At 57.3% G+C, this 14870-nt stretch carries 16 protein-coding genes; 15 read left to right on the forward strand and 1 reads right to left on the reverse strand.

The features are described 5' to 3' along the window. Positions 1–80: 80 nt before the first annotated feature. The 15 genes from trpS (at position 81) to trmB (ending at position 13928) form a co-directional block, all read left to right on the forward strand. A complete protein-coding gene (trpS, locus tag HWX89_RS10235; protein ID WP_138794381.1) occupies positions 81–1145 on the forward strand; it encodes a tryptophan--tRNA ligase in 1065 nt (354 codons plus the stop codon). Between the two features lie 115 nt (positions 1146–1260). Then, positions 1261–1752: a universal stress protein gene (locus tag HWX89_RS10240; protein WP_138794382.1), complete on the forward strand. Its 492-nt coding sequence runs from the start codon at positions 1261–1263 to the stop codon at positions 1750–1752. 177 nt (positions 1753–1929) lie between these two features. Continuing rightward, a complete protein-coding gene (locus tag HWX89_RS10245; protein WP_138794383.1) occupies positions 1930–2493 on the forward strand; it encodes a NifU family protein in 564 nt (187 codons plus the stop codon). 15 nt (positions 2494–2508) lie between these two features. After that, positions 2509–3177, forward strand: a complete 669-nt coding sequence (gene tsaB, locus HWX89_RS10250) for a tRNA (adenosine(37)-N6)-threonylcarbamoyltransferase complex dimerization subunit type 1 TsaB (RefSeq protein ID WP_138794384.1) — start codon at positions 2509–2511, stop codon at positions 3175–3177. 39 nt (positions 3178–3216) lie between these two features. After that, positions 3217–3711 (forward strand): GNAT family N-acetyltransferase, encoded by a 495-nt coding sequence (locus HWX89_RS10255; protein WP_138794385.1) that lies wholly within the window; start codon positions 3217–3219, stop codon positions 3709–3711. Between the two features lie 69 nt (positions 3712–3780). Beyond that, positions 3781–4209, forward strand: a complete 429-nt coding sequence (locus HWX89_RS10260) for a Fur family transcriptional regulator (protein WP_138794386.1) — start codon at positions 3781–3783, stop codon at positions 4207–4209. 30 nt (positions 4210–4239) lie between these two features. Further along, positions 4240–5034: a lyso-ornithine lipid O-acyltransferase gene (gene olsA / locus HWX89_RS10265; protein ID WP_138794387.1), complete on the forward strand. Its 795-nt coding sequence runs from the start codon at positions 4240–4242 to the stop codon at positions 5032–5034. 135 nt (positions 5035–5169) lie between these two features. Next, positions 5170–6573, forward strand: a complete 1404-nt coding sequence (gene miaB, locus HWX89_RS10270) for a tRNA (N6-isopentenyl adenosine(37)-C2)-methylthiotransferase MiaB (protein ID WP_138794388.1) — start codon at positions 5170–5172, stop codon at positions 6571–6573. Positions 6574–6613: 40 nt separating this feature from the next. Then, positions 6614–7669, forward strand: coding sequence for a PhoH family protein (locus HWX89_RS10275; RefSeq protein ID WP_138794389.1), 1056 nt, complete (start codon positions 6614–6616; stop codon positions 7667–7669). Positions 7670–7678: 9 nt separating this feature from the next. After that, the gene (ybeY, locus tag HWX89_RS10280; RefSeq protein WP_138794390.1) at positions 7679–8185 is read left to right on the forward strand and encodes an rRNA maturation RNase YbeY; all 507 of its coding nucleotides are present in this window, start codon (positions 7679–7681) and stop codon (positions 8183–8185) included. 15 nt (positions 8186–8200) lie between these two features. After that, positions 8201–9331, forward strand: coding sequence for a hemolysin family protein (locus HWX89_RS10285; RefSeq protein ID WP_138794391.1), 1131 nt, complete (start codon positions 8201–8203; stop codon positions 9329–9331). A 192-nt stretch (positions 9332–9523) separates the two neighbouring features. After that, the gene (gene lnt / locus HWX89_RS10290; RefSeq protein ID WP_138794392.1) at positions 9524–11113 is read left to right on the forward strand and encodes an apolipoprotein N-acyltransferase; all 1590 of its coding nucleotides are present in this window, start codon (positions 9524–9526) and stop codon (positions 11111–11113) included. 135 nt (positions 11114–11248) lie between these two features. Continuing rightward, on the forward strand, positions 11249–11668 hold the full coding sequence (locus tag HWX89_RS10295) for a helix-turn-helix domain-containing protein (RefSeq protein ID WP_138794393.1): 420 nt from the start codon (positions 11249–11251) through the stop codon (positions 11666–11668). Between the two features lie 188 nt (positions 11669–11856). Continuing rightward, complete coding sequence (gene metK, locus HWX89_RS10300) at positions 11857–13119, forward strand: methionine adenosyltransferase (protein WP_138794394.1); 1263 nt, start codon at positions 11857–11859, stop codon at positions 13117–13119. A gap of 110 nt (positions 13120–13229) precedes the next feature. Then, positions 13230–13928 carry a tRNA (guanosine(46)-N7)-methyltransferase TrmB gene (trmB, locus tag HWX89_RS10305; protein ID WP_138794395.1) on the forward strand — a complete coding sequence of 233 codons (699 nt, stop codon included), beginning with the start codon at positions 13230–13232 and terminating at the stop codon, positions 13926–13928. Between the two features lie 10 nt (positions 13929–13938). On the opposite strand, the gene HWX89_RS10310 is transcribed toward trmB, so the two are convergent. After that, complete coding sequence (locus tag HWX89_RS10310) at positions 13939–14838, reverse strand: ribokinase (RefSeq protein WP_138794396.1); 900 nt, start codon at positions 14836–14838, stop codon at positions 13939–13941. Positions 14839–14870: the final 32 nt, after the last annotated feature.

The raw sequence follows: 14870 nt of genomic DNA on the forward strand, positions 1-14870 counted from the left end.
CAGTGCTTGCGGGTGCATAAGCCCGCCTTGCAATTCCAATCACGGGGCGGGGCCCTCCACAAGCCTTTTCGAGGACGACAATGAACGCATTCAAGCCGCTGGTTTTCTCGGGCGTCCAGCCGACCGGCAATCTGCATCTCGGCAATTATCTCGGTGCGATCCGCAAGTTCGTGGCATTGCAGGAGGATAACGACTGTATCTACTGCGTCGTGGACATGCACGCGATCACCGCGCAGCTCGTCCATTCCGACCTGAAGGCGCAGACGCGCTCCATCGCCGCAGCCTTCATCGCCTCCGGTATCGATCCGGTGAAGCATATCGTTTTCAATCAGTCCGCCGTCCCGCAGCATGCGGAACTGGCCTGGGTGTTCAACTGTGTAGCGCGCATCGGCTGGATGGAGCGCATGACCCAGTTCAAGGACAAGTCCGGCAAGAATGCCGAACAGGTCTCGCTGGGTCTGCTTGCCTATCCGAGCCTGATGGCCGCCGACATTCTCGTCTATCGCGCCACCCATGTGCCAGTTGGTGACGACCAGAAGCAGCATCTCGAGCTTGCCCGTGATATCGCCCAGAAGTTCAACATCGATTTCAGCGATCACATCCGCAAGGCCGGTCTCGGCGTCGACATCACTGTCGGCGATGAGCCTGTACACGCGTATTTCCCAATGGTGGAGCCGCTGATCGGTGGTCCGGCGCCGCGCGTGATGTCATTGAAGGACGGCACCAAGAAGATGTCTAAGTCGGACCCGTCCGACCTGTCTCGCATCAACCTGATGGACGATGTGGATGCCATCTCGAAAAAGATCAAAAAGGCAAAGACCGACCCGGATGCGCTGCCGAGCGAAGTTGAGGGCTTGAAGGGTCGTCCCGAGGCGGAAAACCTTGTCGGCATCTATGCCGCGCTCTCCGACAAGACCAAGGCGGACGTGTTGCAGGACTTCGGCGGCCAGCAGTTCTCGGCTTTCAAGCCTGCCTTGATCGAGCTCGCCGTGAACGTTCTGGCACCTGTCAACAACGAGATGCGCCGTCTGCTCGACGATCCGAGCCACATCGATGCCATCCTCAAGCAGGGTGGCGAACGTGCTGGCGCCATCGCCGAAAAGACGATGAACGAAGTGCGCGATATCATCGGCTTCCTGCGGTAACGAATTGCCGTCCGGCATTCGTTGCCGGGCGGTTTGCGCCCGCCGTGATTTGATATAATCTCCGCCCGAACCGTCGGGCGGCTTTTCGTTTCATGGCGGAAACAGGGAGTGCAGAATGGTTTCAAAACGGCTGTCGCGTCTGGAAGGGCATCGGCGCAAGTTTCTTGCAGTCATCGATGGGACACCGGAATGCGAAAGGGCCGTGCACTACGCCGGTCGTCGCGCCAAGAACTCCAACGGCGGGCTGGTCCTTTTGTACGTGATACCGGAAGGCGATTTCCAGCAATGGCTGGGTGTCGAGCAGATCATGCGTGCGGAAGCGCGCGAAGAAGCGGAAGCCACGCTCGCGAAAATCGCCCAGAAGGTTCGCGATACAATCGGGATCGAACCGGAATCGGTGATCCGCGAGGGCAGCGCAACCGAAAACATTCATGGCCTGGTCGAAGAAGATCGAGATATCGCTATCCTGGTTCTGGCGGCGGGATCGACAAAAGAAGGGCCGGGGCCGCTGGTGTCTTCGATCGCTGGACGTGGCGCGGCTTTCCCCGTGCCTGTCACCGTTCTTCCCGACACGTTGACGGACGAGGAAATCGACGCGCTTTGCTGAGAGGGACGTTTTCTGATGGGCGATAACATGCCCTCGGCTTGCGGACTTCGATCGGCTATTGGTGATTTCTTGAATGTAATTATCATGTCAGGGCTTGAAGTCAGACTTCGCCGGGCGTATTTTTTGGAAGAATTCTAAATTGCGGGGCGTGAACGGCGACCTCGAAGGAGATGCGAAATGTTCATTCAGACGGAAGCCACGCCAAATCCGGCAACGCTCAAGTTCCTTCCTGGCAAGGTCGTTTTGGAAAGCGGCACGGCTGAGTTCCTCAACCCTGCGCAGGCACAGGCATCACCCTTGGCTGAACGCCTGTTCGCTATTCCCGGTGTTACCGGCGTTTATTTCGGTTTCGACTTCATCACCGTCACGAAGGACGATGCTGAGTGGCAGCATCTGAAGCCTGCGATTCTCGGCTCCATCATGGAGCATTTCATGTCCGGTCGCCCGATCATGGGCTCTGCGGTTGCAGCTGAACTTTCCGACGAGGAGGATGAGTTCTTTGAAGCCGGCGATGAAACCATCGTCGCCACGATCAAGGAACTGCTGGAGACCCGCGTTCGTCCGGCCGTTGCGCAGGATGGTGGCGACATCACCTTCCGTGGCTTCCGCGATGGAACGGTTTTCCTGAACATGAAGGGGGCTTGCTCCGGTTGCCCGTCCTCTACCGCCACGTTGAAGCACGGCGTTCAGAACCTGCTGCGTCATTTCGTGCCGGAAGTGCGCGAAGTCGAAGCTGTCTGATTGTCTGGTTGAAGCATGATTGTTCTGGCGCTCGACACCTCTGGCGTTGATTGCTCTGCCTGCATTTATGACAGTGCGGCGGATCGCGTTCTCGGCGAAGTGACCGAAAACATCGGCAAGGGTCATGCGGAACTGCTGATGGGCATCATCGACGCTGCGTTGACGCAGGCGTCGATGACATTGCGCGATGTCGAGCGGATTGCCGTCACGATTGGTCCCGGCTCTTTTACCGGTATACGCGTCGGGGTGGCGGCAGCACGTGGATTTGCGCTGTCGCTTCACAAGGAAGCGGTGGGCGTGACCACGCTCGAAACTTTGGCCGTCGACCACCTGCTGAGGCATCCTGGCCAGCGCGTTGCCGTGGGCTTGGATGCGAAACGAAGCGAGGCCTATCTCCAGATTTTTGGCGCAGATGGCCTGCCGTCAAGCGATGCCGCGTTGTTGCCTCTGGAAGACGCGAAGGCGACGCTCACGGGCTTTGACGGCGTGGTGATCGGCTCTGCTGCACCGTTGTTTGCAGGCGAGGAAACGGGTTCCGGACCGGATCGCTTCCCGATCGCGACAGTTGCACGCGCTGCGGCACGCAAGCCGGAGGGGATGCCGAAACCCGCGCCTCTGTACTTGCGCGGTCCGGATGCCCGACCGCAAACGGGTTTTGCGCTGGAACGCCTCTCGGTTGCCTGATAGGTGGCGTCCGTAAGCGATGACTGATGATTCCCTGCAATGTTTGACGATTACCTGAGCTGGAAACCCTATTTCGAAATCGTGCCGATGCAGCACGAGGACTGCGCGGCGGTGGCGGATATGCACGCCCTGCGCTTTCCGCGCGCCTGGAATGACGGCGAGTTCTCAAGCCTCCTGACGCAGTCATCGGTTTTCGGTGCGGTGGCACGCCAGACCAACGCTTTTTTCAGCAAACCGCTCGGCGGTTTTGTTCTTGCCCGAGAAGTGGCGGGTGAGGCAGAAATCCTGACCATCGCCGTGGGTGAAAAATTTGCACGAGCCGGTCTTGGTTGGCGTCTGATGCAGTCCGCGACCCGCGAAGCAATGATGCGTGGCGCCGAGACGATGTTCCTTGAGGTGGACAACGCCAATACATCGGCTGTAGGGCTTTACAGGAAGCTAGGCTTCAAGACTGTCGCGGAACGCAAGGCTTATTATACCGCCCGGGATGGATCGAAGTCGACGGCGCTTGTCATGCGTCGAGACTTTCGCTAGTTCCGAATTCTGTAATATGTTCGGCGCATGCAGCGCCATTCCAACGGAAGAATCTGAAGGCCAGAAGACGTGATAGACCTTTCGAAAACGCTGGAAGAACTTTGTGCCGAGCGCGGCATGCGGATGACGGACCAGCGCCGAGTCATCGCCCGTGTCTTACAGGAATCCGACGACCATCCCGATGTGGAAGAACTCTATCGTCGGTCTTTCGCCGTTGATCCCCGCATTTCCATTTCCACGGTCTACAGAACCGTAAAGCTTTTCGAAGATGCCGGTATCATCGAACGGCATGACTTCCGTGACGGCCGTTCGCGCTATGAGACTGTGCCGGAGGAACATCACGATCATCTGATCGATCTGAAGCATGGCGTCGTGATCGAATTCCATTCTCCGGAAATCGAGGCACTCCAGGAAAAGATCGCGCGTGAGCATGGCTTCAAGCTCGTCGACCATCGGCTGGAACTTTACGGCGTTCCTCTGAAGCCCGACGAACGCTGAGACCCCGGTGGTAAAGCGGGCGGTGCAATCGTGATGTGGCTCCGGGCAACCTATATTGCGGTCGTTCTTCTGATCGTCACGCTCGTGTTGCTGCCACTTCAATTGCTCGGGCTTGCATTCGACTGGCGTCTTCGCCGGCGTGTCCCGCGTATCTGGCATCGCATCGCGTGTCGTGTTCTCGGTATCCGCGTCCACGTTCATGGAGAGATCGAACGCGCCAAACCGCTGATGCTTGCCGTCAATCACGCGTCCTGGAAAGACATTCTCGTTCTTGGCAGCATTGCCGATGTGGTGTTCATCGCCAAGACAGAGGTGCGCGACTGGCCGGTATTCGGCTGGCTGGCTCGTCTGCAGAAAAGCATCTTTGTTCAGCGTGAACAGAAACGCAGCACCGGTGACCAGGTTGGCGAGATCGCCAGCCGGATGGCGGATGGCGAGATTGTCGTTCTGTTCCCCGAAGGGACGACATCAGACGGAAACCGCCTGCTGACGATCAAGTCGTCGCTTTTCGGTGCGGCCTCCACCGCTGCGGAACAGGTGCCGGGCAAGCTGGTCTATGTGCAGCCGGTGTCGATTGCCTATACGCGGGTTCAGGGCATGGCGATGGGGCGTTATCATCGTATCATCGCCGCTTGGCCGGGAAGCATAACCTTGGTGCCGCACCTGCTCGGTGTCATCAAGGCGGGCTCCATCGATGTCGAGGTGACATTCGGAGACAGTGTCCCTTTCCACAATACTGATAATCGCAAGCGGCTCGCTGCCGATATCGCTGCGGCTATTCGCTCGATGCTGGCATTCAGCCTCAGAGGCGGATGGCGGAAATAGTGGCGCGATAAACCGATGCGTCTCCAGATGCGTGTGTCGCACTTTCACAAAACCGAGATCGATTTTCACGCCGATGCGTGGCGCCCCCGGTATTTTTCTGTTTAATCTGGCGTTGAAAAACACTAGATAGCCGCCATGACCCAGGAAACGCTAGGCCTAGACGCCGCCGAGATCACTGCCCGTGAGGGTTCGAACAGCCGTAAAGTCTTCATCAAGACCTACGGCTGTCAGATGAACGTTTATGATTCCGTCCGCATGAGCGATGCGTTGGCGAAGGACGGTTACGTCCAGACGGAAGACATGGGCGAGGCTGATCTGGTTCTGCTCAACACCTGTCATATCCGCGAGAAGGCGGCTGAAAAGGTCTACTCCGCGCTTGGCCGTCTGCGCGATATGAAAAAGTCGCGCGAAGAGCAGGGCCGCGAGTTCATGATTGGCGTTGCCGGATGCGTTGCTCAGGCCGAAGGCGAGGAAATCCTGCGTCGCGCGCCTGCTGTCGATGTCGTTATCGGCCCGCAGACCTATCACCGCCTGCCGGATGCCCTGAAACGTGTTCGCGAAGGTGAGCGTGTCATCGAGACCGAGTACGCGGTCGAAGACAAGTTCGAGCATCTTCCCGTCGCGGAAAAGGCAAAACTTCGTTCCCGCGGCGTGACTGCGTTCCTGACGGTGCAGGAAGGCTGTGACAAGTTCTGTACGTTCTGCGTCGTGCCCTATACGCGTGGATCGGAAGTGTCGCGCCCCGTTCGCCAGATCGTTGATGAGGCGATGAAGCTGGTCGATGCCGGTGTACGCGAGATCACGTTGCTTGGTCAGAACGTCAATGCCTGGCAGGGCGAGGGGCCGAAGGGCGAAAAATGGGGGCTTGCCGAACTGCTGTATCGGCTTGCGGAAATTCCGGGCCTTGCAAGACTGCGTTATACCACCAGCCATCCGCGCGACATGGACGATCGCTTGATCGGCGCGCATAGCGATCTGCGTATCCTAATGCCGTATCTGCACTTGCCGGTACAGGCAGGCTCTGATCGTATTCTGAAAGCGATGAACCGTCGCCATACCGGCGCGGAATATATCCGGCTTATCGAAAGAATTCGCGCGGCCCGCCCTGATATTGCCATGTCGGGAGACTTTATTGTTGGTTTCCCTGGCGAAAGTGATCGCGATTTCGAAGACACGATGGCCATCGTCGAGGAAGTGAAATACGCACAGGCGTTCTCCTTCAAATACTCGACCCGCCCGGGCACGCCCGGCGCTGATCTGACGGATCAGGTTGAGGAAGAGGTGAAAGCGGAACGGCTTGAAAGATTGCAGGCGCTGTTGCTGAAACAGCAGCAGGAATTTGCGCAATCTCTGGTCGGAAAGACCATGGATGTGTTGCTGGAAAAGCCCGGTCGCATGCCTGGACAGTTGATAGGTCGTTCGCCGTGGCTGCAATCTGTGAATCTTGATGCAAAGACTTTGAAAATCGGTGACATTGTTAATGTACGAATCACCGCAACGGGTCCAAACAGCTTGTTTGCCGAGGTGGCAGAGAGTTAGAGTGAGGATCAGTAGCTGACTGGGACAGGAGCCTGACCGCTTGAACGCACACGAATTGGTATCACCTTCATCGCGCCAGCCACGCTCAGCCGCGACCGACGCCAATCACTTCGTCCTAACGTTCGAGAATAACAGAATCGCTGGAGAGCTATTCGGTCAGTTCGATCAGAACCTGAAGCTGTTGGAGCAGCGTCTCAATATCGACGCCCGCCCGCGTGGCAACTCCGTTGCAATCACGGGTGACGTGGTATCCACCAATCAGGCCCGACGCGCGCTGGATTTTCTCTACGAGCGCCTTTTGAAAGGCGGGACGGTTGAACTTTCCGATGTTGAGGGCGCGATCCGCATGGCCATGGCTGCCGACGACCAACTGACCTTGCCGACGATGGAGCGCAAGGCGAAGATCTCGATGGCGCAGATTTCCACGCGCAAGAAGACCATTGCTGCCCGTACTCCCACGCAGGATGTCTACATGCGTGCGCTGGAACGGTCCGAGCTGGTCTTCGGTGTCGGCCCTGCCGGCACGGGCAAGACCTATCTGGCGGTGGCGCATGCCGCGCAATTGCTGGAACGCGGTGCCGTCGATCGCATCATTCTTTCGCGCCCTGCCGTTGAAGCGGGTGAACGTCTTGGCTTCCTGCCGGGCGACATGAAGGAAAAGGTCGATCCCTACCTGCGGCCACTTTATGACGCGCTCTATGACATGATGCCGGGTGATAAGGTTGAGCGTGCCATTCAGGCAGGTGTGATCGAAATCGCGCCGCTGGCATTCATGCGTGGCAGAACACTTGGCAACGCTGCGGTCATTCTGGACGAAGCCCAGAACACCACGACCATGCAGATGAAGATGTTCCTGACACGTCTTGGCGAAAACGGTCGTATGATCGTGACCGGTGACCCAAGCCAGGTCGACCTTCCGCGTGGCGTGAAGTCCGGTCTTGTCGAAGCGCTCCAGATCCTCGGGGATGTGGAAGGCGTGTCGGTTGTTCGCTTCAAGGATGTCGATGTGGTACGTCATCCGATGGTGGCGCGCATCGTGCGTGCCTATGAGGCACATACGGCCGTGCCGGACGAAAGTCTCGTGAAGGGCGATTGACGCAATAGAATGACAGCACTGGATATTCAGATCAGCATCGAGGCCCAGGGCTGGGCCTCGGAAGAAGAGCTTTTTGCATTTGCGCAAAAGGTTTTGGACACGGCGGTCGATTTTCTACGCCGGGAGGAAAAGCAACCCTTCCCGAAAATGCCGATAGAATTGTCACTGGTTTTCACCGATGACGAGCAGATTCGTGAAATAAACGCCGAGTGGCGTGACAAGGACAAGGCGACAAATGTGTTGTCTTTTCCAGCGTTTCCGCTCGAACCCGGCGGCATGCCGGGGCCGATGCTGGGCGATATTGTGATCGCTCGCGAAACGGTTGAGCGGGAAGCCCTTGAACTTGAGAAGAGTTTCGAGGATCATCTGACTCATCTTCTGGTCCATGGATTTCTCCATCTCTTCGGATATGATCACATGGACGAGGAAGAAGCGGAAGAAATGGAGTCGCTTGAGACTCGCATTCTGGCGGTGCTTGGCCTATCTGATCCGTACGCGGGACAGGAACCGCTTTAATTATAGTCTGGAGCCATGAACGAACATTCTGCACGACCTGCCAATGAGGGCAGAGAGAACGGCGAGCAGTCCTCCTCGGAGGAGGGCAGTAGTCAGTTACGTTACGATTTCAGCGCGAAACCGAGATCGACAATCTGGTCGCGCATCGCACGGTTGCTGAAGCCGTCGCAAGGAGAGCGTCTGCGCGAGGATATCACCGACGCGCTGATGTCAGACACCGAAATCGGTGCTGCCTTTTCGCCCGAAGAGCGGGCAATGCTCAACAACATCCTGCGTTTCCGCGAGGTTCGCGTTGAAGACATCATGATCCCGCGCGTGGATATTGATGGCATCGACCAGAACATGACGATCGGCGAAGCGCTGATCCTGTTCGAAGAGACCGGCCGTTCCCGTATGCCTGTCTACGACGAGAACCTCGACAATCCCAAGGGCATGATCCACATCCGCGATCTTCTGTCCTATGTTGCAAAGCAGGCCCGCAACAAGCGGCGTATCGGAACGAGAATCGCTCTTGATACCGAAACGAACGCGGCCCGTACGCCACGGCCGAACTTCGATCTGGCGCGTGTTGATCTCGAAATCTCCGTCGCCAATGCCGGCTTGGTCCGCAAGATCCTTTTCGCGCCGCCTTCGATGCTGGCGTCGGATCTGCTGAAGACGATGCAGGCGCAGCGAACGCAGCTCGCTCTCGTCATTGATGAATATGGCGGCACTGACGGGCTCGTCAGCCATGAAGACATCGTCGAAATGGTCGTCGGTGATATCGATGACGAACACGACAAGGACGAGGCCATGTTCTCGCGCCTCTCCGCAGATGTTCTGGTGGCCGATGCGCGCGCCGAACTCACGGAACTGAGCGAGGCCATTGGCCCGGAGTTCGATGTTCGCGAGCACGTGGAAGAAATCGACACGCTTGGCGGTCTGATCTTTTTCGCGCTTGGCCGCATCCCGGCGAAAGGCGAAACTGTCAGAGCGATTCCTGGGTTTGAGTTCCAGATTCTCGACGCGGATAGCCGTCGCATAAAAGGCGTTCGGATCGTACGCGATCATGGGTCCGAAGGGCAGGATGACCGGGCTCCAGATGATGCTGAGCCCGATGAGGTGATGGCTTTGCCGGCACCCGAGACGCGCCAGATCACACATTGATATAACGCAGAATGACAGATCCCGGCAGGTCACCTGCCGGGTTTTTCTTGTACCCGTCATCTGCACGGCCTGCTTGCATGCATGGTGTGGACGACGAATCTTTTTTCCATTACGTCGAAGAATAACGGGAAACACGACGCACCATGCGGTGATGAGGTGTGATCCTTCCGGCTGAACGTGAACGGAGATCGTATGGAGCGTCTCGCAGGCAAGGTGATGCTGGGCGGCAGATTGAGCCGCGCCATCATAGCGATCGCAGCAGGGGCATTGGGAGCGCTGGCTCTGCCGCCATTCGGTTTCTTTGCTTCGCTTTTCGTTTCTTTCACCCTGCTCGTCTGGTTGGTGGATGGCTGCACGGGCAAGCCGGGGAGCGGTGTCTTCGGTCGCCTTTGGTCGAGCTTCGGCATCGGCTGGTGTTTTGGTTTCGGATATTTTGTCGCCGGTCTCTGGTGGCTCGGCAATGCCTTGTTGCTCGAGGCGGACGAGTTCGCCTGGGCGTTGCCGCTTGCCATCCTGGGCCTGCCGGCTGTCCTGGCGCTGTTTTACGGCTTCGCGGTTGCGCTTGCGAACCTCCTCTGGTCCGACGGTCTCGGCCGGATTGCAGCGCTTGCTGCAGCTTTCGGGGTTTCGGAATGGCTGCGCAGTTTTGTCGCGACCGGCTTTCCATGGAATGCCATCGGCTACGGCATGATGCCGGTCCCGGTCATGATGCAGTCGGCAAACCTTGTGGGTGTGCTCGGTGTGACCGTTCTTGCCGTCTTCATTTTTTCGGCCCCGGCTCTTATCGGCACGAAAAAAGGGATGTGGCCGGGTCTGGTTCTGGCCGGACTGCTTCTCGCTGGTCATTTTGGCTACGGCCTCTATCGCCTCCGATTGCCGTTGGAAACACCATCGGACGCCCTGACCGTCAGGATTGTTCAGCCGTCTATCGATCAGTCGCGCAAGATGCTGAATGCCGATCGTGCCGATATCTTCAATGAGCACCTGCGTCTGACGGGATTGCCTCCGGCGGAAGGGAAAAAACGTCCGGATATCGTGGTGTGGCCGGAGACTTCGGTACCGTTTATCTTGACGCAAAATCCGGATGCGCTGGCCGAGATTGCTAAAACGCTGGAAGATGGCCAGGTGCTGTTCACTGGTGCGGTCAGGATGGAGGATGCGGGAGTCGGTCGTCCGCCGCGCTACTACAATTCTGTGTATGCGATCGACAGCCAGGGCCAGATCATTGGCGCAACCGACAAGGTTCACCTCACGCCATTTGGTGAATATGTGCCCTTCGAAGACGTGCTGCGCAGATTTGGCTTCGACAATGTCGTCAGCTTGCCCGGTGGGTTTTCGGCGGCTGCATCGCGCAGCCTCCTGACGCTGCCTTCCGGCAAAACCTTCTACCCTTTGATCTGCTACGAGATTATATTTCCAGGCGAAATGACGCCCTCTCCGGCAGGATCGACGGCCATTTTAAACGTCACGAATGATGGTTGGTTTGGGGACACGCCCGGCCCTTATCAGCACTTTCTGCAAGCCAGAGTAAGGGCGGTCGAAACCGGATTGCCAGTGATTCGCGGTGCCAATACAGGCATTTCGGCGGTGATTGACCCCTATGGGCGAATAATTGACGGACTTGACTATGGTCAAATTGGAATTGTTGACGCTACTCTGAGTGGCGCTGCTGACAGCGCATTTACCTACGACATACATCGGACGTATTTCTGGTTGATTTTTTCAATCATGATGAGTGCAGCGGTAGTATCGTGCCTGAGTTTCATGCGGCGCACGAATTGACCAAAAACCCCTAGAATTGCATAGTGAATAGGTCAGTCGTAAAACAAGTTTCTGTGCCAGCCGTAATATCGGTTCATTTTCGTGGGTGAATAATGAACCGAAATATCAACCCTTTCCGAGTGTCAGGACCGCATGATGACCGAAAATAAAAAGAAGCCTAACCCCATCGACATTCATGTCGGAAGCCGAATTCGCCTCCGCAGGACCATGCTCGGCATGAGCCAGGAGAAGCTGGGCGAGAGTCTCGGGATCACCTTCCAGCAAATTCAGAAGTATGAAAAAGGCACAAACCGTGTCGGCGCAAGCCGCTTGCAGAACATTTCGGCAATCCTGAATGTTCCGGTTTCCTTTTTCTTCGAAGATGCCCCGGGTGAGCAGGTTGGTGGCGCTTCGGGCATGGCCGAAGCTTCCAGCTCGAACTACGTGGTGGATTTCCTGTCTTCGGCAGAAGGCCTGCAACTGAACCGCGCTTTCGTGAAAATTGCCGATCCGAAGGTTCGCCGTCGTATCGTTGACCTCGTCAAGGCTTTGGCTGCCGAAGGCGACGCCGAGTAAACGGCTCCTGAAATCCTCGCGTGCGCTGATGATCCGGCAGCACGCTCTCGACGGCCCGCAAGGGCCGTTTTTTTTGGAAATTTAGAAAGGAATTCTCACATAAAGATATATTTATGTGGTTGTGTCCTTGTGTTTTTGGGCTGAAATGACTAACACACACCAAGACCGTTCTTTGAGGGGAATCCCGCATGCGTGCCAATTATCTGTTCACCAGCGAGTCCGTGGCCGAAGGTCATCCGGACAAGGTTTGTGACCGTATTTCCGATGAAATCGTCGATCTGATTTATCGCGAAGCGGCCAAGACCGGCGTCGATCCCTGGACCGTGCGCATCGCGTGTGAAACGCTCGCGACGACCAATCGCGTCGTTATCGCCGGTGAAGTGCGCGTGCCGGACACCCTGTTGAAAAAGGACAAGGAAGGCAACGTCCTCAAGGACGCATCCGGTCATCCTGTCATCAATCCTTCGAAGTTCAAATCTGCGGCCCGCAAGGCCATCCGTGATATCGGCTATGAGCAGGACGGCTTCCACTGGAAGACGGCAAAGATCGATGTGCTGTTGCACCCGCAGTCGGCGGATATCGCGCAGGGCGTTGATAACGCATCTGACAAGCAGGGTGACGAGGGCGCTGGCGACCAGGGCATCATGTTCGGTTACGCCTGCCGCGAAACGCCGGATCTGATGCCGGCGCCGATCTACTACTCGCATCGTATCCTGCAGCTTCTCGCAACAGCGCGTAAAACGGGTGAGGGCGATGCTGCAAAACTCGGCCCAGACGCCAAGAGCCAGGTCACGGTTCGTTACGTTGACGGCAAGGCTGCAGAGGCAGTGTCCATCGTGCTGTCGACGCAGCACCTTGATGCAAGCTGGGACTCCAAGAAGGTTCGTGCTGTCGTCGAACCCTATATCCGTGAAGCCCTTGGCGACCTGAAGATCGCTGACGATTGCCAGTGGTACATCAACCCGACCGGCAAATTCGTCATTGGCGGCCCTGATGGCGACGCAGGTCTGACCGGTCGCAAGATCATCGTCGATACCTACGGTGGCGCAGCTCCGCACGGCGGCGGTGCATTCTCTGGCAAGGATACGACGAAGGTTGACCGTTCGGCAGCTTACGCAGCGCGTTATCTCGCCAAGAACGTCGTTGCTGCCGGTCTTGCTGACCGTTGCACGATCCAGATTTCCTACGCGATCGGTATCGCCCAGCCGCTGTCGATCTATGTTGATCTGCATGGCACCGGCAAGGTCAACGAAGATCAGATCGAAGCGGCAATTCGCAAGGTCATGGACTTGTCGCCATCGGGCATTCGTCGTCATCTCGATCTGAACAAGCCGATCTACGCCAAGACATCTTCCTATGGTCACTTCGGCCGCAAGGCTGGCCGCGACGGTTCCTTCTCCTGGGAGAAGCTTGACCTCGTGAAGCCGCTCAAGGAAGCTTTGGCAGCATAAGCCTTGTCATTGGGCGGCGTTTGAGAGATACCGTCAGCAGTTTTGTAACCCGCACAGCGCCACTAACAGGCGTCGTGCGGGTTAAATCTATTTGTTCTTGAGAGTATGACATGACGGAAGAGCGGCGCTCGCGTGCAACGGAAGCGTTTTTTGGCAGACGCAAAGGCAAGCCATTGCGGACCCAGCAGGTCGACACGATCGAAAACCTGCTGCCATTGCTGAAGATCGATCTGGGAAGCCAGTCGCCGCAAAATCTGGCCGCGCTTTTCCCTGCAGACGTGAAGTCGATCCGCCTCGAGATCGGTTTCGGTGGCGGTGAACATCTGGTTCACCGGGCTGTCGAAAACCCGGAAACCGGTTTTATTGGCGTCGAACCCTTCGTCAACTCCATGGCCAAGCTGTTGGGCAGTGTTCGCGAACGCGAACTGATGAATATCCGTTTGTACGATGATGACGCGACACAATTGCTCGACTGGTTGCCGGAGGCCTCCATCGATCACATCGATCTGCTCTATCCCGATCCCTGGCCGAAGAAAAAGCACTGGAAACGCCGCTTTGTGTCCGACGTCAATCTGGCCCGCTTCCACCGTGTCTTGAAGCCGGGCGGCAAATTCTGCTTCGCGTCGGATATCGACACCTACATAAACTGGACGCTTCAGCATTGCGCCCGGCACGGCGGTTTTGAGTGGACTGCGAAAAGTGCCGATGACTGGCGCACGCCTTACACCAACTGGCCGGGCACGCGTTACGAGAACAAGGCGAAAAGAGAAGGCCGAAGCTCGGCCTATCTCACATTCATCCGGACCTGATTGCCAATCATCAGACTTGGGCGTCTACGTCCCGAGCATTGGGGATGGACGGCTGCGCACCTGCACGCGTGCAAGCGAGTGAGCCTGCCACGGCGGCACGCTTGAGAGCTTTCTCGAAGTCGAGCCCCTGATCGAGGCTGGCGGCAAGATATCCGCAGAACGTGTCGCCTGCACCGACCGTGTCGACCGGCTCGATCTTCAGGCCGGCGGCCCTGAAAACCTTACCGTTACGCATGGCGATCACGCCGTCCGCACCGAGAGTAACGATCAACGTCTGGCCGGTCTCGGCATGCAAGGCCTTTAACTCGTCTTCGCGTTCGCTGGTGGAAAGACCATTTTTCCCGATCAACAACTCGAACTCCGTTTCATTGGCAATCAGGATATCGGCCAAACGCGCGATCCGCGGCGCATCCTGTGTCAAAGGAGCGGTGTTGATAACGGTGGTGATGCGTTTTGCCTTGGCGGCCTTAAGTGCAGCCTCGATCGCGGGGGCGGGGATTTCAAACTGCAACATCAGAATATCGCCTGCGGACATCTCGGAAACAGCTCTGGCAGCATCGGCTTCCGAAACTTCGCCATTGGCGGCGGGAATGACCGAAATCATGTTCTCTCCGCCTTCGCCGATCAGGATCACAGCTGTGCCGGTGGGGGGCGCAACTGTCTTGACCAGCGACAAGTCAGTACCGGCATCATGTAGCAAGGCTAATGCAGGTGCCGAGAAGGTATCGTCGCCGGTCGCGCCCGCCATCTTCACGCTGGCACCCGCCCTTCGCGCTGCCAGTGCCTGATTGGCACCCTTGCCGCCTGCGGCTGTCGAGAAGCTCTCGCCGGTTACGGTTTCACCCGGTTTTGGCAGGCGTTTTGCAGTGGCGACGAGGTCCATGTTGATGGAGCCGAAAACAGTGATCATCGGGGCATGTCCGTGTGAAAATCAAGCAAGGC

The sequence above is a fragment of the Rhizobium sp. RM genome, from assembly GCF_013390595.1.
Classification (GTDB): Bacteria; Pseudomonadota; Alphaproteobacteria; order Rhizobiales; family Rhizobiaceae; genus Agrobacterium.

Bases quoted from the DNA above. Each gene is read 5' to 3' on its own strand.
- metK (WP_138794394.1), top strand. From the start codon at position 11,857: ATGCGTGCCAATTATCTGTTCACCAGCGAGTCCGTGGCCGAAGGTCAT.
- lnt (WP_138794392.1), top strand. From the start codon at position 9,524: ATGGAGCGTCTCGCAGGCAAGGTGATGCTGGGCGGCAGATTGAGCCGC.
- HWX89_RS10245 (WP_138794383.1), top strand. From the start codon at position 1,930: ATGTTCATTCAGACGGAAGCCACGCCAAATCCGGCAACGCTCAAGTTC.
- HWX89_RS10310 (WP_138794396.1), bottom strand. From the start codon at position 14,838: ATGATCACTGTTTTCGGCTCCATCAACATGGACCTCGTCGCCACTGCA.
- trmB (WP_138794395.1), top strand. From the start codon at position 13,230: ATGACGGAAGAGCGGCGCTCGCGTGCAACGGAAGCGTTTTTTGGCAGA.
- ybeY (WP_138794390.1), top strand. From the start codon at position 7,679: ATGACAGCACTGGATATTCAGATCAGCATCGAGGCCCAGGGCTGGGCC.
- miaB (WP_138794388.1), top strand. From the start codon at position 5,170: ATGACCCAGGAAACGCTAGGCCTAGACGCCGCCGAGATCACTGCCCGT.
- tsaB (WP_138794384.1), top strand. From the start codon at position 2,509: ATGATTGTTCTGGCGCTCGACACCTCTGGCGTTGATTGCTCTGCCTGC.
- trpS (WP_138794381.1), top strand. From the start codon at position 81: ATGAACGCATTCAAGCCGCTGGTTTTCTCGGGCGTCCAGCCGACCGGC.
- HWX89_RS10240 (WP_138794382.1), top strand. From the start codon at position 1,261: ATGGTTTCAAAACGGCTGTCGCGTCTGGAAGGGCATCGGCGCAAGTTT.
- HWX89_RS10255 (WP_138794385.1), top strand. From the start codon at position 3,217: ATGTTTGACGATTACCTGAGCTGGAAACCCTATTTCGAAATCGTGCCG.
- HWX89_RS10295 (WP_138794393.1), top strand. From the start codon at position 11,249: ATGACCGAAAATAAAAAGAAGCCTAACCCCATCGACATTCATGTCGGA.
- HWX89_RS10285 (WP_138794391.1), top strand. From the start codon at position 8,201: ATGAACGAACATTCTGCACGACCTGCCAATGAGGGCAGAGAGAACGGC.